We start from the raw sequence: 19340 nt of genomic DNA, 5'->3' as shown, positions 1-19340 counted from the left end.
CTCGATCTCGAAGGAGCCTCGCATGCGTCTGCTGCTCATCCGCCACGGTCAGACCCCGGCCAACGTCGCCGGATCGCTCGACACGAGCCTCCCTGGGCCCGGGCTCACCGAGCTCGGCCGGTCCCAGGCCGAAGCCATCCCGGAGGCCGTCCGTGACGAGCAGATCGGTGCGGTCTTCGCCTCTCGAGCCCTGCGCGCGCAGCTGACCGCGACGCCGCTGGCCGAGTCGCTCGACGTCCCCGTCGTCGAGCTGGCGGGCGTGCACGAGATCCAGGCGGGTGCGTACGAGAAGGCCACCGACGCCGCGAGCGTCGACGGCTATCTCGGCACGATGTGGAAGTGGGTCCACGGCGACCTCGACGCGCGGATGCCCGACGGAGAGACCGGCGCCGAGGTGATCGAACGGTTCGACGCGTCGCTGCGCGAGGTCGAGGCGGCCGGCGTCCCCGTCGCTGCGGTGGTCAGTCACGGTGCGGCGATCCGTGTCTGGACGACGATCCGCGCGGGCAACCTGGGCGCGGCGTTCGCGCGCAACAACCCGCTCGGCAACACGGGAGTCGTTGCTGTCGAAGGAGATTCGGCGTCCGGGTGGGTCGCGCTCTCCTGGATGGGCGCACCGCTCGGCGGCCCCGGCGTCGACGACTCCGACCCGTACGACGGACCGGCCGGCGAGCCGCTCCACGCGTGACCCTGCAACGGGTGTCGCCCGGGCGTCATAGCGCGCCGGACGACATCCGCTGTCGGAGCCGAGACACACGAACGCCCCACTCCCGTTGCGGGAGTGGGGCGTTCGGCGTACGCGGGTCGTTCAGTTCTTGAACGCGTCCTTGATGTTCTCGCCGGCCTTCTTGACCGAGGCCTCGGCCTGGTCGCCCTTGCCCTCGGCCTGCAGGCTCTCGTCGCCCTTGGCGTCGCCCAGGGCCTCCTTGGCCTTGCCGGCGACGTCGTCAGCGGCGTTCTTGATCTTGTCGGTGAAACCCATGGCGTACTCCCTTGTGATCGGTCGTTCGGCCCCCTCACTATGCGCCCCGTCCCTCGATCTGGCTAGACCGGGTCTCGCGGAGGGGCCAAGCGCTGCCCCGTGCGCTGACGAGCTGCTCCTGTCGGCTGACGAGCCACCCGACATCCGCCGGGGGCTTCGTCAGGCGTCGGGTGCGAGTCGTCGAGGGCTGGGGTTGTCGATGCCTCGGCCGGGCCGGCGGGCGCGTCAGGGGGTCGGGTGCTGGGCGTCGTACCGGAGGAAGCCGCGCTGCCACGACGCGAGCAGCAGCACGGCGATCACGCACAGGATGCCGCCGACCACGGCCGCGGTCGCCTCGTTCCACAGGGTGGCGCCCGAGCCGGCGAGCAGGTCGCCGAGGCGCGGCCCGCCCGCGACGACCACGACGAACACGCCCTGCAGCCGACCGCGCAGGTGGTCGGGTGTCGCGGACTGCAGGATCGTCGTACGGAACACCGCCGACACCGAGTCGCACGCGCCCGCGCACGCGAGAGCGACAGCGCCCAGCCACAGGGCCTGGTCGGAGGTGAGTACGCCGCCCGCGCCCGCCACCGCCAACCCGAACCCCACGATCGACACGCCCCAGAGCGCGACCGAGACGACGACGGCCAGGCCCTGCCGGCGTACGTGCCCGAGCGGCCCGGACACGGCCATCGAGATGATCGCGCCGACCGCCACGGCCGCCGACAGGATGCCGACCGTCTTGGCGCCGCCGCCGAACGACAGCGCCGCGACGGCGGGGAACAACGCGCGCGGCTGGGCGAGGATCATCGCGCAGAAGTCGGCGAGGAACGTCATGCGCACGTTGGGCCGGGTGCCGAGGAAACGCAGGCCGTCGAGGACGGACGACAGACCCGGACGCCGTTGTGGCACACCGGAATTCGCGGTCGGGTCGATCTCGGGTGGGATGGGTTCGAGGCGCAGCAGCCCCCAGATCGCGAACGTGAACAGGAGCGCGTCGATGCCGTACGCCAGCACGTAGCCGCCCCAGTCGACGAGCACGCCGGCCATGAGCGGGCCGACGGTCATGGCGATGTTCATGGCGGCCACTGACAGGGCGTTGGCCGCCGGCAGCAGCGCTCGGTCGAGCAGCCGCGGATAGATCGCCGAACGTGCTGGGCTGACCACCGCGAAGCCGGCGTTGTAGACCCCGACCAGCGCGTAGAGCACGCCGACGTGGGTGTTGCCGAGCGCCGCCTGCACGGTGTTGAGGATCGAGCCGGCCCACAGCACGAGCCCGGCGATCAGAGCGACCTTGCGGCGGTCGTGGGCGTCGACGAGCGCACCGCCGTACAGGCCCATCGCGACCAGCGGCACCAGCGCGCACAGCCCGACGATGCCGACCGCGAAGGTCGAGCCGGTGATGTCGTACACCTGCAGCCCGATCGCCACCGTGGCCAGCTGCGCGCCGATACCGCTGAGGGTGAAGCCGGTGTAGAGACGGCGGTACGACGGGTTGACGCGCAGCGGCGTGATGTCGAGCAGGAGGGCCACATCGGGAGGCTATGCGCGCGCGGCCGGGCACGTCGCAGCGGTCCATCTTTCTGCATCCGCAGCGTCGGGTGCCTAGGGTTGGGGCCGAGCACCGCGATCAGGAGGACCCATGCCCGGCAAGACCAGAGCACTCACCAGCGCCCTGCGCCTCGGGATGAAGTACGGACCCGTGGCCTACCAGGCGGCGCGCTACGGCCGAGGTCCCGCGCAGGCGGCGACGGCCGGCTCACTCGGTCGCGCCGGCACCAAGCGGCAGGCGCTGCAGCACGCCACCAGCCTGGTCAACGGCTCGGCGCTGCGGGTGTTCCACGGTGACAAGCAGGTGTGGGTGGTCTTCACCGGCGACCTGCCGGTGGCCACCCACCCCAAGATGAACGTCCCGATCTCAAAGCTGCTGATGCACGCCGACCTCAGCCGTCGCATCTACCCGCGGGCCGCCGTGCCCGCGGCGCGCGCCCTGCTCGAGAGCCGTACGCCGCCCGTCGCGGCCTCGCGTGGCCGACTCGCCGGCCGTCTGCGCAAGCCCGCGATGCGACGCCCCAACCTGCGGGTGCTCCCCGGGCGGGCGGGGCGCGAGGGCGCTGGGCAGGAGTCGGCCGAGCAGACCCGCCGCGAGGCCTGAGCATGTGGACGTCCTCCGCCAAGGTCGCGGCGCTCGAGCACCGCGTACGGGTGCTCGAAGCCCAGCTGGCCGAGATCGCGCGGGTGACCGGTGTCGAGCTGCCCGACGGCGTGCCCGTGCCCGATCACGTCGCCGCTCTCGCGCGTGAGGGCCAGCAGGTCCAGGCGATCAAGGCGTTGCGCGAGGCGCATCCGGGGCTGAGCCTGCTCGAGGCCAAGAACACCGTCGACGCGATCCGCTGACGTCCGGGGCGTCGGCATCCGGATCACGCGGTGGGCGCGGACTCTCCCTCGCGGTCGCCTCGGTTTCGACACGGTCTCGCGCCGGGGCGCTCGACCGGCTCAACCAGCGGGGGCAGATTCTCCCCTTCGATGCCACGCGCTCGACCGGCTCAACCAGCGGGTTCTCGGCTGGCACAGACCCTGCCCAGCAACGTCAACACCGTTGACGTTCGACCGCAACGATGTTGACGTTCCTGGGAGACCCCATGGCGACTGATGGCCCGCCGTCTCTGGCTGAACCACCAGCGCCGTTCGTCACCGCTGGTCGAGCAATCAGGGGCTCGGCTAGACCTGGGCCGGTGTGCGGTGCAGGAAGTCGACCAGTGGCGCGAGCTCGGGCAGCCCGGCGGCGTCGGTGAGCGCCTGCTCGAGCACGGCGTCGTACGTCGGCCGCGCCTTGTCGTACTGCTTGCGCCCCTTGGCCGTGAGCTCGGTGTAGATGCCGCGCCGGTCGTCGGCGCACAGCACGCGGGTGAGCAGACCGCGGTCCTCGAGCCGGTTGACCAGGCGTGTCGTGGCGCTGGGGGACAGGGCCGTCGCGCGCGCGAGCTGTGACATGCGCATGTGCCAGCCGTCCTGACGTGAGAGCGCGTCGAGCACCGTGAACTCCACGACGGACAGCGAGTTGGTGCGCATCAGCTCCTTCTCGAGCGCCGACCCGATGACTCCGTGCAGTGCGGCGAGTGCTGTTCGGCGTCGGCCTGTTCGCCGGCAACCTGCTCGGCGGTCGCTGGGCCGACCGCGCCCTCACTCGCACGCTGGTCGGGTTCGCGCTCGCGCTCGGCGTGGTGCTGGTGGCGTTCGCGCTGCTCACCGACAGCAAGGTGGCCGCCGTGGCGCTGCTCGTGGCGATGGGCTTCTTCGGGTTCGGCACCGTGCCGGGTCTGCAGATGCGGGTGCTCAACCATGCCGCGCACGCCCCGACGATGGCCTCGTCCGCCAACATCGCCGCGTTCAACCTCGGCAACTTCCTTGGCGTCTGGGTGTCCGGCCTGGCGATCTCGGCCGGGTTCGGCTGGGGTTCGCCGCTGTGGGTCGGCGCCAGCTTCGCGTTCGCGGGCCTCGCCGTGCTGGGACTGGCCGTACGCGCAGAGCGAGCCGACCGTCGTACGCCGGCCGCCGAGCTGGTCACCGCCGCCTAGCGTTTGAAGCGTTCGTGAATCTGTGCCGCATCTTTTCTGGTCAGGACGGATGCTGGTATGCCGAAGAAATTCGATCCCGCGGCCAAGCTCGGGATCTCCAAGGAGACGTTGCGCGGATGGGCCAGGCAGGCTGAGGTCGATGCTGGCTCTCGGGAGGGGTTGTCCTCTGATGAGCGGGAGGAGATCAAGGCGTTGAAGGCCAAGGTTCGCCGACTGGAGGACGACAACGCGATCCTGCGCTCGGCAGCGACTTTCTTCGCGGGGGAGCTCGACCCCCGCAACCGATGATCATGGACTTCATCCGCACCCAGGAGCAGGACGGGCGTCCGGTCGAGTCGGTCTGTGAGGTGCTGCGCGGGCAGGGCCTGCAGGTCGCCGCCCGCACCTACCGCAAGTCGCGGGCCGGGGCCGGCGCGCTCAGCGCGCAGGTGCTGGCGATGGCCTACCTGATGAACGCGATCCATACCCTGGCGTTCGTGCTCGACCCGGTCACCGGCCGCTACCACCGACGCCCAGAGGGCTTGTACGGGCGGCGGAAGATGACTGCTCTGCTGCGACGCAACGGGCACCCGGGTGTCTCCTATGGTCGAGTGCAACCGGTTCTGGATCAACATCCAGACCGACTACGACCTGGAGGTCGAGCGCGACCTGCACGCCGACGACCTGGCCAAGGTCACCGCCCTGGTCCCGAGCTGAACTCGGCAACGTGCGGCCTCACGGACGCCCCAGCGCCAGCCGAACTCGCGTTTGCGCAGTTCAGCATGGGTGCGTCGATCACTACTACGACCTGTAGTCACTTGTGCACGTAGAGCTCGAGCTCAACAGATTCGAGTACGAGGGCTCCGGCGTCGCCGGAGCCCTCGTCGCATCCCGGGCACGGCGAGAGCTACAGGCGCCGGCACTCCCCCGCGGCCGCTTCCCTTGTGCACGCTCATGCCGATGAGCGGGCGGGGTGTGCACTGGGTGACAGGGAAGGTCTTGTTGATCCATACCTCAACCTACGCTTGCCCTTGCCAGTCGGCTGCCGCGCACAGAAAGACCCGTGGTTGCTACGTCGAATGGATCGGGATCCTATTGCTGTGGTTCACCCAGGCGCGCCCCCGGCTCGAGCTCGGCGGCGAGACCTTCACCTGTCGCAGCCCGGGAAAGAGCGCGACCCAGCGCAGGTGCCTGCTTGAACAGATTGTGACCGGCCACAAAAATGATAGAGCCTTCCTCCCACACGGCCACGCCGTCCTCGCTCCATGGGAGGTCGGTCACCCAGCAGTGAAGAAAGTCGCGCGGCTCTGGGTGGAGACCGGGCAGCGCCCGTGTCACGTATTCGCGCGCGCGTTCGTCCAGTGATCGAATCGCCGCAGGGTCGATGAACGTCCCGTCGTCGCGGACGCCGACGGTCTCGCTGAGTCCGACCGAATAACTGCTGTTGCCCGGTAGCGGCGTCGCGTACACGCCGACTTCGCCGAAGACGCCGCTGCTGTCCTGCAGGCACGCGACTCGTGCCGGGGCGGCGGCTTTCACGTCGAAGGTCAGCCGGACGTGTGCGGCAAGGCGAACCGGCAGCGACAGGCCGACGCTGCGGGCCAGGCGGGCGGTTTCGCGGCCGGCGCACACGACCACCTTGGAGTAGACAGCCCGGTCGGTGACGCTGCGCACCTCGACGGTCCCATCGGCGCGGGGATCGATGGAGATGACCTCTGCGGTGGTGACGGCATCTGCGAGGGCACCCGCGAGTGCCGTGATCGCGGTGCGGGTGCGGATCGCGCCGCCCGACTCGTCGAGCACCGCTGGCCCCGAGTACCCAGCGAGCAGCGGCATTCGCTGGGCGAGCTCGGCTGCATCGATCTCGTGCGCTTCCACGCCGCCGACCTGGTCGAGCACCCGCAGCCGCGCCAGGGCGCTGTCGCCGAGCGCCACGACACCGTCTGATGAGACCAGCTCGACGTCGAAGTGTTCGGCCCACTCATCCCATATGCCGCGGCTTTCGCGCGCGAAAGCGACGAGTCGCGGGTCGTCGTGGGCGTGCCGGAAGATCCGCGACTCGCCTGCGGACTGACCCGTTCCGGGCAGACCGGCCTCGTACAAGCGCACCGGCACGCCCTGCTCTCGCAGCGCGTACGCGGTCGACAGACCGACGATCCCGCCCCCGATCACTGCTACCTCGGGTGAGCGCGTCGTGGCAATGCCGTCGTCAGTTCCTGTCATCGCGGTTACTCAATCGTTTGGTGATGTGCGATAGGCCGCAAGAGAAGGGGCCGCTGCCACGACGTCAGCGGGCTGTGTAAGCCCGTAGTCACCGCGTGCAGCGACCCCTCCCGTCTGGGCCACTACTCCCGGTCTGTGGTGTCAGGCGGGGAGTTTGGAGCCCAGTACGTCGAGCTTTTCGATCGTCGGTTCGGAGAACAACGTGCCGGTCTGCTCGCCGAGAGCTACCGCAACAGGGCCGGACAGGTGGGCGTCACGTCCGGCGTCGTCGGGGAACACGTCGAAGATCCCGAACGAGGTCGGCCCGAGGCGGATCGCGAACCACGCGGTGGTCGCCTGCTCGTCCTCGACAAGCGCACGACCGCTGTCAAGGAACTCCTTCACCTCGTCCTCCTGGCCGGGCAACGCGTCAAACCTGACCAGCAATCCCTTGGTCACACTCATGACTTCTCCTCTTCCTTTGTCGCGGTGCCTGCGAGTTGGGACACGATCGCCTCGGAGAACACCGGCAGGTCCTCCGGCGAGCGGCTGGTGATGAGATTCTTGTCGATCACCACGTCCTGGTCGACGACGTCGGCGCCGGCGTTGCGCAGGTCGGTGCGAATGCTCGGGTACGACGTCAGGGTGCGACCCGCGGCCACGCCGGCCTCGATCAACGTCCACGGCCCGTGACAGATCGCCGCCACTGGCTTGCCGCTCTCGACGAAGTCGCGGACGAAGGAAACGGCGCCCTCGTCGACCCGGAGCTGGTCGGGGTTAACCGTGCCGCCGGGAAGCAGCAGGGCGTCGTAGTCGCCCACCGAGGCGTCGGCGACCAGCCCGTCGACGGTGAACGTGCCCGCTTCATCCAAGTCGTTCTTACGGGCCTTGATCTCGCCGTCGTGGATCGAGAGGACCTCGGTCTGAGCGCCCGCGCGGTCCAGTACTTCGCGGGGTTGCTCGAGTTCAACGCGTTCGACGCCGTCGGCGGCGAGGATCGCGACCCTCTTGCCCTGAAGATCTGCTGCCATATCAGTTGGCCTTCTTTCCGTTTGACATGCCGGGCTTGATGACGACCTTGGTCCAACCCTCGGACCTGGAGTCGAAGTTCCTGTAGGCGTCGGCAGCCTGATCCAGCGAGATCTCGTGGGAGACGATCCAGGACGGCTTCGCCTTGTCAGCCGCGATGAGGTCTCTCAGCCGGCGGTTGTACCTCTTGACCGGGCACTGACCGTTGCCCATGGTCTGTCCCTTGAACCAGTGGGTGCCGAAGTCGATGGCCACCTTGCCCTGCTTGGCCAATTCGCCCTTGGCCCCCGGGTCCTCGGGGACGAACACGCCGACGGTGCCGATCCCGCCGGTGAACCGGACCGAGTTGATGAGCATGTTCAAGGTGGCAGCCGGGTCTTCGTTGCCCTCAGGGTCGTGGGCCTGGTAGCCGACACACTCGCAGCCACGGTCGGCTCCGAGCCCCATGGTCTCGTCCAGCACAGCCTGCACGGGGTCGACCTTGGAGTCGTCGATGGCGATCGCTCCGATCTGCTCGGCCAGCGCGAGCCGGTCGGGGTGGCGATCGACCACCATCACCTTCGCGGCACCCTTGATCGTCGCGGACAGGGCGGCCATCAGTCCCACGGGGCCGGCCCCGGCGATCACGACGCTGTCGCCCGGGATCACGCCGGCCATCTCGGTGGCGTGGTAGCCGGTGGGGAAGATGTCGGAGAGCATGACGTAGTCGTTCTCCTTGTCCTGCGCGTCTTCACCCAGGCGCAGCGCGTTGTGGTCGCCGAAGGGCACCCGAAGCAGTTCTGCCTGCCCGCCGCCGTACGGGCCCATTTCGGCGAAGCCGTAGGCCGCACCGGCGGTCGACGGGTCAGGTTGCGTCGTCAGGCAGTAGTTCGTGAGCCCGCGCTCGCAGTTCTTGCAGAACCCGCACGAGATGTTGAAGGGCAGCACGACCCGGTCGCCCACCTTGAACTTCTCTACTCCCTTGCCGACCTCCACCACCTCTCCCATGTTTTCGTGGCCGAACGTCCGGCCCTTCTCGAAGGAGGTCCGCCCCTCGTACATGTGCAGGTCCGAGCCGCAGATGTTGGTCGTTGTGACCTTGACCAGCACATCGGTGGGCCGTTCGATCTCGGCGTCCGGAACGTCCGTGACCGCGACATCTTTGGGTCCCTGATAGACGACAGCCTTCATGGCGAATCTCCAATCGTTGCGTCGGTGACTCCGATCAGTCCACACTCGTCGCCGACCACCAAGAAGTCATGGGCGCACCAAGCCAAAGTCCCGGGGCATGATTTGGTTCGAGTGCACAACTCCCCGCGGGTGGGTGCGCTGGGCAAGGGGTACGGTGAGCGCGACGCTGCCCCCGAGTTGATGAGGACCGATGAGCTCTCACGGACTCGGACTGGATCCCGGGATACATCCGTGCTGCATGTACCGAGGCGTCGCCGCTCAGCGCGACGACCTGTGGGGTCCCTACGGCACAGGGGGATCCCGGGCGGGCCGGCCAGGGATCAAGAGATGACCGTCTACGAGCCCGCCACAACCGGAACCGTTGTGCCAACCGGAGAGCTGGATCTGCGGCGTGCCCTCACCGGCCTCGATGGGCTGCTGGTGATGTCCATGGAGATGATGCAACGTCACGACGTGGACGAGGTCAGCAACGTCCTGAAGCGTGAGGTCGAGTCGGTGACCGGCTGCCAGTTGGTTCACGTCACCTTCCAGCGGGACCGGGAGTGGATCACCCTGCCCCCCGGGGAGCCAACGAAGCCGGCGGAACCGAGCCCCTCAACCGGTGAACGGGTATTCGTGCAGGACAACGGCGACTCCTGGACGTCGACGACGGCTGTGGTGGTCTTGAACGGCGCCCCGGGCCAACTGGTCCTTCGCAGCTCCGCCCGGCCCGACCCCGAACAACTGTTCGTCATCGAACGGTTGGGCGATCTCCTTGGGACGGCGCTCGCGGACGCGCAGGTGCACGAGCGCCACCGCCGACGCGCCCACGAACTCGATGCAGCCAATAACGAGATGGCGCGCACCGTCGCGGCGCTGCAGCACCGTGAGGGGGTGCTTGAGGAGTTCGCCCGACTATCCACGACCGGGACTGAGCTCGACGTGGCCACCTCACTCAGCCGGCTCACTGGCTCCGCTGTCGTGCTGCGGGACAGATTCGGGCACGAGACGACCCGGATCACGGTTGCCGGCCGGTACCAACCGGTCCTCGAGCGAACCTCGCTCGCGGAGGTCATCGGCGGACGCCCCGAACTCGGCACGATCGAACTGGAGGTGCCACCGGACAAAGACCGAGACGACGCATCATTCGCTCTGCGGTACGCGGGCGTCGCACTGTGGCTGCTGAGGGCTAAGGCCGCAGCGATGAATGAACTGGAGAACCGACTGAGTCGAGACCTCCTCGACGACCTTCTTGGAGGGCTCCCGGCCGACGTTGCCGTGGACCGGGCATCCGCTCAGGGCCACGACCTTGGCGTTCCGCACGACCTGATCGTGTGCGCATGGTCCTCCGAGCGGGGTCACCGCGGGCACGACCGCGACGTCGATCACCTCCGGATGGCCATGGCTAGTCAGCGACTGCCCTGCTTGGTCGTCCGGAACCGGGGACTGGTCGTCGCCCTCGCCCATAGAGGTGTCGACATGGGCCGCTTGTTCAACGACTTGTCGCGCGCCTACGGCGACACCAACGGTGTGATCGCCAAGGGGGAGCCGGCCAACTCGCCGGAACAGATCCCACGTGCGTATGAGCAAGCCCAACGAGCACTCAGGGCTCGTCAGCAGTCCCACAATCCGTATGGCTTCATCGCCTACGCCGACTTGGGAGTAGACCGGCTGCTCGCCCTCGACGGCAACGCTGAGGAAGTCGAGCGCCTCATCAGGGACTGGCTCGGCGACCTATTGAGCTACGACCGTCGCCACGGCACCGAGCTCGTCCCCACGCTAGCGGCCTACCTTGACCACGGGGGCAAGTACGCCGACACGTCAACGACGCTCACCATCCACCGCAACTCACTGCGCTACCGAATCAGACGCATCACCGAGATCTCGGGCCACGACCTCAACGACGTCGAGGCACAACTCAACCTCCACCTGGCGACACGCGCGTGGCGACTGCGCCGTGCCTCCGTCGGCGAGCCCCTGCGAAACGCCGTCCGGTGAGGTAGTCCCAAGCCCTAGTTGCGAGAGTCTGCGCGGCGATGGCACTGGATGATCAGGAGTCGTCGACCGGGCCGATCGCCGGGTGGTGCCAGAGTTCCCAGCTGGTGTGCAGCAAGCAGACGAGGGTTAGCCCGGCGAGCGCCGCCAAAGCAGGCGCCACCACCGCGACCGGGATCAGCGAAGCAGCCCCCACTGCGGCCACCAGGCGACCGGTGGCGAGCTGGTGGTGGTCGCGCCATCGGTAGGCGACGTCGCCGTCGTAGAACATCGCGACGCCACCGGCCAGGGCGACGGCCGGCAACAAGGGGAGTGGTTCCCCCGGTGCCGCGACTGCTTCGTGCACCCCGAGAGCGAAGAACACCACCCCGGCCACGAGCGGCAGATGCAGGTAGCTGTAGGAGTCGCGCGCGAGCCTTGACTGCTCCCGATCAGTGGTGCCGCGCAGCCGTCGTTCGGCACCGCCGCGCAGATAACCGAAGTAGGACCACCACAGACCGGCCGCGATCAGCACGGCGAGGAGGACGGCCGTCACAACACTCGGGCGCGGAAGAGCGGCTTCGGCGCCAGCGCCTACCCCGACGATCGCCTCACCCAGCGCGATGATGATGATCAGCCCGTGCCGCTCCACGAAGTAGGCAGGTGTCACGCTCCAACCGGTGGTCCCGACCAGGACCGGCCCCGACAGATCCATCACCGCGGCCACGATCCACAGCAACTCTCGTTCTGGCGTGTCGAAGAACGCCGCGGCCACCAGCACTGCCGGGCCGGCGAGCAGGGTGGGGACTAGTCGCAGCGCGGCCGAACCCACGTCCGCCTCGCCCCGCACGTCAAGAGCCAGCAGCACGACGTGGATCAGTCGGACCGCCAGGAATGCAAGCGCAAAGACCAGCGCCCGCGCGCCGAACGCCTGCGGCAGCGCGACCGCGGCCATCAGCATGGCCGCCATCGCGAGAAAGAGCAGCAGGCGAGGCCCGGGTCCGTCGTGGTCGGAGGTGTTCGTCAGCCAGGCGTAGCAGACCCACGCCCACCACACAGCAACGAGCGCCAGAATCCCGCGGCCGAACCCCGCCCAGGAGATGTCCGCGAGCATCAGGACAGTGACCTGCGACAGCGCGTAGACGAAGACAAGGTCGAAGAACAACTCCAGCGTTCCGACCGACCGATCTGCTGTGTCTTCGGCTACTTGCTCATCCGCATTGCCGAGATCATCGTCACGCATACGGTGCTCCTCACCCACTCGCCGACCTTGATGCTTGCGTACACCAACTCACAGTGGGCTTCGGAGGGCGGGCCCGTTTCGCCGTGGGAGTCTCAAGCACTCTTCGGGGAACGCGATACTTTGTTGTAGAGCAAACCGAGAACGACCAACAGGGGCCGCACGTGACCACCGATGCGACCGATGGCTTTGTGCGTGTCCGCGGTGCCAATGAGAACAACCTGCGCAACATTGACGTGGACATTCCTCGCAACGTGATGGTGGCGTTCACCGGGATCTCTGGGTCGGGGAAGTCGTCGCTGGCCTTCGGAACGCTGTACGCCGAGGCGCAGCGCCGCTACTTCGAGTCGGTCGCGCCCTATGCGCGCCGGCTGCTGCAGCAGGTCGGTGCCCCGCACGTCCAGGAGATCACCGGCCTGCCGCCTGCGGTCGCGCTTCAGCAGCGTCGGGGCGCGGCCACCTCACGCTCGTCGGTCGGCACCATCACCACGCTGTCCAACCTGCTGCGGATCCTCTACTCGCGGGCCGGCGATTACCCGGCTGGTGCCGATCACCTCGCGGCTGAGGCGTTCTCGCCCAACACCAGCGCGGGCGCGTGCCCGCGCTGCCACGGCCTGGGCGTCGTCCACGACGTCACCGAGGAGCTGCTTGTCCCGGACCCGTCACTGAGCATCCGTGAAGGGGCGATCGCCGCCTGGCCGGGCGCGTGGCAGGGCGCCAACCTGCGCAGCATCGTGATGGGGCTCGGCATCGACGTCGACAAGCCGTGGCACAGTCTCAGGAAGCGGGACCGCGACTGGCTGCTGTTCACCGACGAGCAGCCCTCGGTGCTCATCGAGCCGGAACCAGGTCGCGTCGACCACGGCTACTACGGGAAGTTCTGGAGCGCACGCAGCCACGTCATGCACGTGCTGGCCGACTCCACGAGCGAGCGGATGCGCGAGCGGGCCATGCGGTTCGTGGAGGAAGCGCCCTGCCCGGATTGCCAAGGCAGTGGACTACGGCCCGAGGCCCTCGCGGTGACCTTTCTCGGGCGTTCGATCGCCGAGGTCAACGACCTGCCCTTCACAGCGCTGGTGGCTCTGCTGCGTCCGGTCGCTGAGCGGCCCGCGGGTGCCGACGAGGTCGCGGCGCGGATCTGCACTGACCTGGTCGCGCGCGTCGAGGTGCTCCTCGATCTGGGCCTGGGTTATCTCAGCCTGGGACGGAGCTCGACGACGCTGTCGCCCGGAGAGGCGCAGCGCCTGCGGATCGCCACCCAGCTGCGTTCGGGTCTGTTCGGAGTCGTCTACGTCCTGGACGAGCCCTTCGCCGGCCTGCACCCGGCCGACGCGGAGCCGCTGCTGGATGTCCTGGACCGCCTCAAGGCGTCCGGCAACACACTGTTCGTCGTGGAGCACGACCTCGACGTCGTACGACGAGCAGATTGGGTCGTCGATATCGGCCCGGGTGCGGGCGAGGCCGGAGGTCGAGTGCTTCACAGCGGCCCTGTCGCGGGCCTGGAGGACCTGACTGAGTCGGTCACCAGCGCCTACCTGTTCGGTCGCGCTGAGCGGCTCGTGCACGATGCGCGGGCCCCGCAGGGCTGGCTGCGACTGACCGGCGCACATCGCCACAACCTGCGCGACCTGTCTGTCGATATCCCGCTGTGCGTGCTGACCGTCGTCACCGGGGTGTCCGGGTCCGGCAAGTCGACCCTGGTCACCCAGGTCCTGGCCGAGGACCCGACTGCTCGTGAGTCGTTCGACCGACTGGTATTGGTCGATCAGCGCCCGATCGGCCGGACACCGCGGTCCAACCTCGCGACGTACACGGGGATGTTCGATGCCGTGCGGAAGTTGTACGCCGCCACGGACGCGGCCCGGGCCCGCGGCTACGGCGCCGGCCGCTTCTCCTTCAACGTCGCCGGGGGCCGCTGCGAGACCTGTCAGGGCGAGGGATTCGTCTCCGTCGAGCTACTGTTTCTGCCTGGCAACTACGCTCCCTGCCCGACGTGCCACGGCGATCGCTACAACCCCGAGACGCTCCAGATCACCTACCGCGGCAAGAGCATCGCGGAGGTCCTCGACCTGTCCGTCGACGACGCCGCCACGTTCCTGGCCGACGTACCGGCCGCTGCACGCAGCCTCCAGACGCTTCGCGAGGTGGGTCTGGGCTACCTGCGACTTGGACAGCCGGCGACCGAGCTCAGCGGCGGGGAGGCACAGCGCATCAAGCTCGCCACCGAGCTCCAGCGCGCTCACCGCGGCCATGCCCTCTACCTGCTTGACGAGCCGACCTCCGGACTCCACCCCGCAGACATCGCTCTGCTGCTGCGCCAGCTGCACCGGCTCGTCGACGCCGGCAACACGGTGGTCCTCGTCGAACACGACCTCGACGCGATCGCCACCGCGGACTGGGTCATCGATCTCGGTCCGGGCGGAGGAGATGCCGGCGGTCGGGTTGTCGCGACCGGCACGCCGGCCGACATCGCGAGGGCCGAGGGCAGCGCGACCGCGCCCTACCTCTCGCGGCGGCTCGAACGGACATGAGCTGGGTGCGGGCGGCCGGTGTGCCGTCAGGCTGCCGCGCGGGAAAGCCAGATCAGATGTCACCTGTTCGTGCAGCAGTCCCTTTCGCCTGGTGAGTGGGCGTTAGCGGACGTCGGCGGCGGCGGCGCTGTCGCTCTGGGGCGTGAGCGCGTCCTCGGTCGGCAGCGACAGGGACAGTACGGCGGTCGTGATCATCTCGTGGCCCTCGATGACGTCCTCGACCTTCTGCAGCCGCACGGCCAGGTCCGACTCGGGCGAGTCACCCGTGAGGTCGACCGCGGCCACCACGAACAGCCGCTCCGGGCCGACGAACTCCAGGTGCAGGTACGTGACCCGCTCGATCTCCGGATGGCGCAGCAGCGCGGCGATGACGCGGTCGCGTACGGGCCCGCTGATGGCCTCGCCGACGAGGAACGCCCGGTTGCGGTCGACCAGGAAGATCGCGATCACCGCGAGCATCACGCCGACGACGATCGAGCCGATGGCGTCCCACACGGCGTTGCCGGTCACCTGGTGGAGCACCACGCCCGCGCCGGCGATGATCAGGCCGGTCAGCGCGGCGGCGTCCTCGAGGAATACTGCGCGCAGCGTCGGGTTGGACGTGCGGCTGATGAACGCCAACGGGTGCAGCCCCGCGGCCTGCGCCTTGCCGCGGGTCTGCCGGGTGGCCTGCAGGAACGAGATGCCCTCCAGCACGAACGCGATGCCGAGCACGACGTAGTTGATCACGTAGCTGTCGGCGGTGGCGTCCGAGCCGAGCTCCTGGATGCCGTGCACGATCGACACGCCCGCACCCGCGGTCAGCAGGCCGACGGCGGCGAACAACGACCAGACGTACGCCTCCTTGCCGTAGCCCAGCGGCCGGCGGGCGTCGCGAGGCCTGGCCGAACGGCGTTCGGCGATGATCAGGAAGACCTCGTTGCCGGCGTCCGCCCACGAGTGCGCGGCCTCGGCGACCATCGACGCCGAACCCGTGATCGCCGCGGCCACCGACTTCGCGATCGCGATCAGCAGGTTGGCGGTGAACGCGATCAGGACCGTGAGCATGCTCTCGCCGCCCTCACGCTCCGGCTTGTCGGTGCTCTCGTCCTGCGCGACGCTGCTCATGATCGCCAACCTATGCGCACAATGGCCGGCATGCCCTCACCTGAGGCCGCACACTTCGTCAAGACCTTGGCCGCCGCGCCGCCGGGCTACTTCGCCTGGGAGGCGGCCGGTCTGCGCTGGCTCGCCGCCGCTGCCGGGGCCCGCGTCGTCGACGTCGTCCGCGCCGACACGGACCACCTGGTCCTGCAACGCCTCACCGTCGACACGCCCTCGAGGCCGGCCGCAGAGGCGTTCGGGCGAGACCTCGCGCGGACGCACACGGCCGGCACACCGGCGTACGGCAGCGGTCCGGCCGGCTGGGACGGCGACGGCTGGCTCGGCCCCTCCATCGACCTGCTGCCACTACGGCTCGGTGCGTACGAACGGTGGGGTGAGATGTACGCCGAGCTGCGGCTGCTCCCGTTGGCGCACGAGGGTGTACGCCGGGGTGCTCTGACCGTGGACGACCTCGCGCTCGTCGACCGTCTCGGTGACCGACTGCGGGGCGCCGCGTACGACACCGGCGAACCACCGGCCAGGCTGCACGGCGACCTGTGGGCGGGCAAGGTGATCTGGACCGCCGACGGCGTCGTCCTCATCGATCCGGCGGCACACGGCGGCCACCGCGAGGCTGACCTGGCGATGCTGCAGCTGTTCGGATCGCCAAGGCTGCCAACGGTTCTCGCGGCGTACGACGAAGTAGCGCCGCTCGTAGACGGGTGGCAGGAGCGGGTGCTGCTGCATCAGCTGCACCCGCTCCTGCTGCACGCGGTGGTCTTCGGGGGCGGGTACGTCGGACAGGCGATGCGGGGCGTGCAGCACTACCTGTGACCGGTCCACCGTTCGCGGTGGCGACGCTCGCCCGGATCAGCCGGCTGACTCGCGCAGGTCGCGCTTGAGGATCTTGCCCGACGCGTTGCGCGGCAGGTCGTCGATGAAGTGGATCTCCTTGGGAATCTTGAACCCTGCCAACGACTTCCGGGCGTGGGCGATCAACGCGTCGGCATCGACCGAGGCGTCCGGCCGGCGTACGACGTAGGCCGTGACCTTCTCGACCCACTTCTCGTCGGGCGTGCCCACCACGGCGACCTGCGCGACGTCGTCGTGCGAGTACAACGCGTCCTCGATCTCGCGCGCGGCGACGAGGACGCCGCCGGTGTTGATGACGTCCTTGATGCGGTCGACGACGGTGATGTAGCCCTGCTCGTCGCGGCGCACCAGGTCGCCGGAGTGGAACCAGCCGCCCGCGAACGCCTCAGCGGTCGCCTCGGGCTTGTCCCAGTAGCCGTCGCACAGCTGGGGTGAGCGGTAGACGATCTCACCGAGCTCGCCCGGCGGCACGTCCTGGCCGGAGCCGTCGACGACGCGGGCATCGACGAACAGGATCGTGCGGCCCGCGCTGTCGGGGCGGTCGGCGTGCTCCTCGGGGCGCAGCACGGTGGCGAGCGGCGCGATCTCGGACTGGCCGAAGCAGTTGTAGAACCCGACGGACGGCGCTGCGGCCTGCCACTTCGCGAGCACGGGCCCGGGCATGATCGACGCGCCGTAGTACGCCTTGGCCAGCCCTTCGAACGAAAGCCCTTCGAACGACGGGTGATTGGCCATCGCCACCCACAACGTCGGCGCCGCGAAGAACGAGTGGTGGCCGTCGGACGACAGCCGGCGCAGCACGTCACCGGGCTCGGGCGTCTCGAGGATCGTGTTGGTCTGCCCGACCACGAGGCCCGGCAGCACGAACACGTGCATCTGCGCTGAGTGGTAGAGCGGCATCACGTGCAGGGGCGCGTCGTCGGCGTGCAGGTCGAGCGCGATGACGCACGAGACGTATTCGTGCACCAGGGCGCGGTGCGACATGATCGCGCCCTTCGGCTTCGACGTCGTGCCGGAGGTGTAGAGCAGCTGTGCGATGTCGCTGTCGGTCACCTCGACGTCGATCGGCGGCACGTCGCCATCGCGAGCCACGTCGACCAACGAGTCGGGTCCGTCGCGCAGCAGCATCACCGAATCAGGTTGGTGCTCAAGGTCTTTCAGGTTGTCGGCGAGCGCCGGGTCGGCGAGCACGAGCGTGCTGCCCGACTGCGACACGAGGTAGTCGAGCTCAGGCCCGGTGAGGTTGTAGTTGAGCGGTACGTGCACCAGCCCCGCACGGGCGCAGGCCAGGAACGCGATCAGGTAGGCGTCGGAGTTCTTGCCGTACGCCGCTACGCGGGCTCCGCGCTCGAGTCCGGCGCCGAGCAGGTGGGCTGCCGCACGGCTGACGGCCGCGTCGAGCTCGGCGTACGTCCACTCCCGGTCGGCGAAACGGACGGCGACGCGGTCGCCGAAGGTGGCGGCGGCTCGGCGTACGACATCGGAGACGGTGCTGCTGCGCAGCTGGGCGGGTGCGGACATCGCGGGCTCCTCGGTGTCTCGAGCGTGCTGTGAGCAATGCGTATCACGCAGTGCGCACGGTGACCGGGAGTTCTCTACGATCGCGGCCATGGCGACCTTCGCAGTGATCTACACCTACACCGACGACGACCAGGGGCGTGACAAGCACCGCCCCGCGCACCGCGACTTCCTCGGTCGGCGTGAGGAGGTCCTGCTGTCGGGGCCGTTCCTGGACTACCCGTCGGGCGCGCTGATCGTCGTGCGCGCCGACGACGAGGACGCTGTCGTCGCACTGCTGGACGAGGACCCGTTCCAGCGTGAGGGCCTGATCGCCGAGCGTCAGATCCGTGGGTACAACCCGGTCCTCGGGTCGCAGTCGGCGGCGTTCGTCGAGGACTGAGCCGACGCAGGCCAGGGCCGAGCCGACCGACGTCAGGGCGTGAGCAGGGCGGCGGCGCGGTCGAGCGAGGCCCGCTCGTCGGCCGACATGTTGGGGTCGGTGGCGCGATAGGCGAGCGCCTCGTCGACGTGCGTGAGGGGGCCGAGCAGCCCCAGCAGCGCCTCGAACATCGCGCGGGCGCCCGGCCCGAGGCCGGCCAGCTCACCGGAGGCGACCTGGGCCAGGATCAGCGCGGTCACCGCGCGGTCGAGACCCGCCGGGCCGCGTCGGGCGTTGCACCAGTCGATGACGACCGGGCCGCCGGGCGCCACCAGCACGTTCATGGGGTGCAGGTCGAGGTGCAGCACCACGTCGTCGGCAGCACGCTCGACCGCGACCCGCGAGGGACCGACGAGGTCGTCCGGTGCAGGGATCGCGTGCAGCAGGTCGAGCAGGTCCGCCGTCATCGCGGCGCCGTCGGCCGGTGACATCGCGCCCGACATGAGCATCTCGAGCATCGTCGGGCCGTGCACGTGGGCGAGGACGATGTCGGGCCCGGCGACGTCGTACACCATCGGCACGGGATAACCCCGGGCGTGGACGTGACGCATCACGACCGCCTCCGGCGTGGCGTCCATCGCGGCGTCGCGATAGCGGCGCAGCACCTTGCCGGAGCCGGCCTCGAAGACGTCCGCGTCCCGTCCGGACGCCAGCAAACGCATCCGTGAACCGTACGCCGAGGACGTCGTCGAGGGGGCCGAACCGACGAGCTCGCCTCGATCTAGCCGACGGGACCGGTCTGCGTCCATGACAGACGTCATGACTGTGATCCAAGGATTCGCCTGGCTCCGGACAACTTTCG

General features: G+C 69.0%; 20 protein-coding genes. 9 read left to right on the top strand and 11 right to left on the bottom strand.

The features are described 5' to 3' along the window. The first annotated feature begins 22 nt into the window (after positions 1–22). Positions 23–688 (top strand): histidine phosphatase family protein, encoded by a 666-nt coding sequence (locus VV01_RS17220; protein ID WP_050670971.1) that lies wholly within the window; start codon positions 23–25, stop codon positions 686–688. A 120-nt stretch (positions 689–808) separates the two neighbouring features. Here VV01_RS17220 and VV01_RS22470 read toward each other — a convergent pair whose 3' ends face one another. Together VV01_RS22470 and VV01_RS17215 are read right to left on the bottom strand one after the other, a co-directional pair. Continuing rightward, positions 809–982: a CsbD family protein gene (locus tag VV01_RS22470; RefSeq protein ID WP_071606423.1), complete on the bottom strand. Its 174-nt coding sequence runs from the start codon at positions 980–982 to the stop codon at positions 809–811. A gap of 225 nt (positions 983–1207) precedes the next feature. Next, positions 1208–2494 carry an MFS transporter gene (locus VV01_RS17215; RefSeq protein WP_050670970.1) on the bottom strand — a complete coding sequence of 429 codons (1287 nt, stop codon included), beginning with the start codon at positions 2492–2494 and terminating at the stop codon, positions 1208–1210. 109 nt (positions 2495–2603) lie between these two features. Between VV01_RS17215 and VV01_RS17210 the strand changes: the two genes are divergently transcribed. Both VV01_RS17210 and VV01_RS17205 read left to right on the top strand, forming a co-directional pair. Then, positions 2604–3116, top strand: coding sequence for a hypothetical protein (locus tag VV01_RS17210; RefSeq protein WP_050670969.1), 513 nt, complete (start codon positions 2604–2606; stop codon positions 3114–3116). A gap of 2 nt (positions 3117–3118) precedes the next feature. Then, the gene (locus tag VV01_RS17205) at positions 3119–3358 is read left to right on the top strand and encodes a hypothetical protein (protein ID WP_050670968.1); all 240 of its coding nucleotides are present in this window, start codon (positions 3119–3121) and stop codon (positions 3356–3358) included. Between the two features lie 324 nt (positions 3359–3682). Here VV01_RS17205 and VV01_RS17200 read toward each other — a convergent pair whose 3' ends face one another. Then, the gene (locus tag VV01_RS17200; protein ID WP_050670967.1) at positions 3683–4072 is read right to left on the bottom strand and encodes a MarR family winged helix-turn-helix transcriptional regulator; all 390 of its coding nucleotides are present in this window, start codon (positions 4070–4072) and stop codon (positions 3683–3685) included. Between the two features lie 8 nt (positions 4073–4080). Here VV01_RS17200 and VV01_RS17195 point away from each other — a divergent pair, with 8 nt between their 5' ends. After that, positions 4081–4539 carry an MFS transporter gene (locus VV01_RS17195; RefSeq protein ID WP_050670966.1) on the top strand — a complete coding sequence of 153 codons (459 nt, stop codon included), beginning with the start codon at positions 4081–4083 and terminating at the stop codon, positions 4537–4539. Positions 4540–4596: 57 nt separating this feature from the next. Continuing rightward, positions 4597–4827 (top strand): transposase, encoded by a 231-nt coding sequence (locus tag VV01_RS17190; protein WP_050670965.1) that lies wholly within the window; start codon positions 4597–4599, stop codon positions 4825–4827. A gap of 783 nt (positions 4828–5610) precedes the next feature. Here VV01_RS17190 and VV01_RS17185 read toward each other — a convergent pair. From VV01_RS17185 to VV01_RS17170, 4 genes are all read right to left on the bottom strand, one after another. Then, the gene (locus VV01_RS17185) at positions 5611–6741 is read right to left on the bottom strand and encodes an NAD(P)/FAD-dependent oxidoreductase (RefSeq protein WP_197275086.1); all 1131 of its coding nucleotides are present in this window, start codon (positions 6739–6741) and stop codon (positions 5611–5613) included. Positions 6742–6882: 141 nt separating this feature from the next. Next, positions 6883–7185, bottom strand: a complete 303-nt coding sequence (locus tag VV01_RS17180) for a putative quinol monooxygenase (protein ID WP_050670963.1) — start codon at positions 7183–7185, stop codon at positions 6883–6885. Continuing rightward, complete coding sequence (locus tag VV01_RS17175) at positions 7182–7751, bottom strand: type 1 glutamine amidotransferase domain-containing protein (RefSeq protein WP_050670962.1); 570 nt, start codon at positions 7749–7751, stop codon at positions 7182–7184. The genes VV01_RS17180 and VV01_RS17175 overlap by 4 nt, the downstream gene beginning before the upstream one ends. Before the next feature lies 1 nt (position 7752). Beyond that, positions 7753–8919 carry a glutathione-independent formaldehyde dehydrogenase gene (locus tag VV01_RS17170; RefSeq protein ID WP_050670961.1) on the bottom strand — a complete coding sequence of 389 codons (1167 nt, stop codon included), beginning with the start codon at positions 8917–8919 and terminating at the stop codon, positions 7753–7755. A gap of 327 nt (positions 8920–9246) precedes the next feature. Here VV01_RS17170 and VV01_RS17165 point away from each other — a divergent pair, with 327 nt between their 5' ends. Next, positions 9247–10896 carry a PucR family transcriptional regulator gene (locus VV01_RS17165; RefSeq protein WP_197275085.1) on the top strand — a complete coding sequence of 550 codons (1650 nt, stop codon included), beginning with the start codon at positions 9247–9249 and terminating at the stop codon, positions 10894–10896. A 52-nt stretch (positions 10897–10948) separates the two neighbouring features. Here the strand turns inward: VV01_RS17165 and VV01_RS17160 are convergent, their stop codons facing one another. Continuing rightward, complete coding sequence (locus VV01_RS17160) at positions 10949–12115, bottom strand: low temperature requirement protein A (protein ID WP_050670959.1); 1167 nt, start codon at positions 12113–12115, stop codon at positions 10949–10951. A 161-nt stretch (positions 12116–12276) separates the two neighbouring features. Between VV01_RS17160 and VV01_RS17155 the strand changes: the two genes are divergently transcribed. Beyond that, entirely contained in the window at positions 12277–14643 is a 2367-nt protein-coding gene (locus VV01_RS17155) for an ATP-binding cassette domain-containing protein (protein WP_050670958.1), read from the top strand. Positions 14644–14745: 102 nt separating this feature from the next. Here VV01_RS17155 and VV01_RS17150 read toward each other — a convergent pair whose 3' ends face one another. Beyond that, on the bottom strand, positions 14746–15750 hold the full coding sequence (locus tag VV01_RS17150) for a cation diffusion facilitator family transporter (protein WP_050670957.1): 1005 nt from the start codon (positions 15748–15750) through the stop codon (positions 14746–14748). Between the two features lie 30 nt (positions 15751–15780). Here VV01_RS17150 and VV01_RS17145 point away from each other — a divergent pair, with 30 nt between their 5' ends. Continuing rightward, positions 15781–16560 (top strand): fructosamine kinase family protein, encoded by a 780-nt coding sequence (locus tag VV01_RS17145; protein ID WP_050671994.1) that lies wholly within the window; start codon positions 15781–15783, stop codon positions 16558–16560. A 36-nt stretch (positions 16561–16596) separates the two neighbouring features. Here VV01_RS17145 and VV01_RS17140 read toward each other — a convergent pair whose 3' ends face one another. After that, a complete protein-coding gene (locus tag VV01_RS17140) occupies positions 16597–18120 on the bottom strand; it encodes a fatty acyl-CoA synthetase (protein ID WP_050670956.1) in 1524 nt (507 codons plus the stop codon). 88 nt (positions 18121–18208) lie between these two features. On the opposite strand from VV01_RS17140, the gene VV01_RS17135 reads away from it, so the two are divergent. Beyond that, the gene (locus VV01_RS17135) at positions 18209–18499 is read left to right on the top strand and encodes a YciI family protein (RefSeq protein WP_050670955.1); all 291 of its coding nucleotides are present in this window, start codon (positions 18209–18211) and stop codon (positions 18497–18499) included. A gap of 32 nt (positions 18500–18531) precedes the next feature. Here VV01_RS17135 and VV01_RS17130 read toward each other — a convergent pair whose 3' ends face one another. Next, the gene (locus tag VV01_RS17130) at positions 18532–19200 is read right to left on the bottom strand and encodes a phosphotransferase (protein ID WP_050670954.1); all 669 of its coding nucleotides are present in this window, start codon (positions 19198–19200) and stop codon (positions 18532–18534) included. Positions 19201–19340 lie beyond the last annotated feature (140 nt).

Origin of the sequence: Luteipulveratus halotolerans (genome assembly GCF_001247745.1) — a bacterium.
Lineage (GTDB): Bacteria > Actinomycetota > Actinomycetes > Actinomycetales > Dermatophilaceae > Luteipulveratus > Luteipulveratus halotolerans.
The sequence above is the reverse complement of the archived record's forward strand: the minus strand, read 5'-3'. Positions and strand labels throughout refer to the sequence as shown.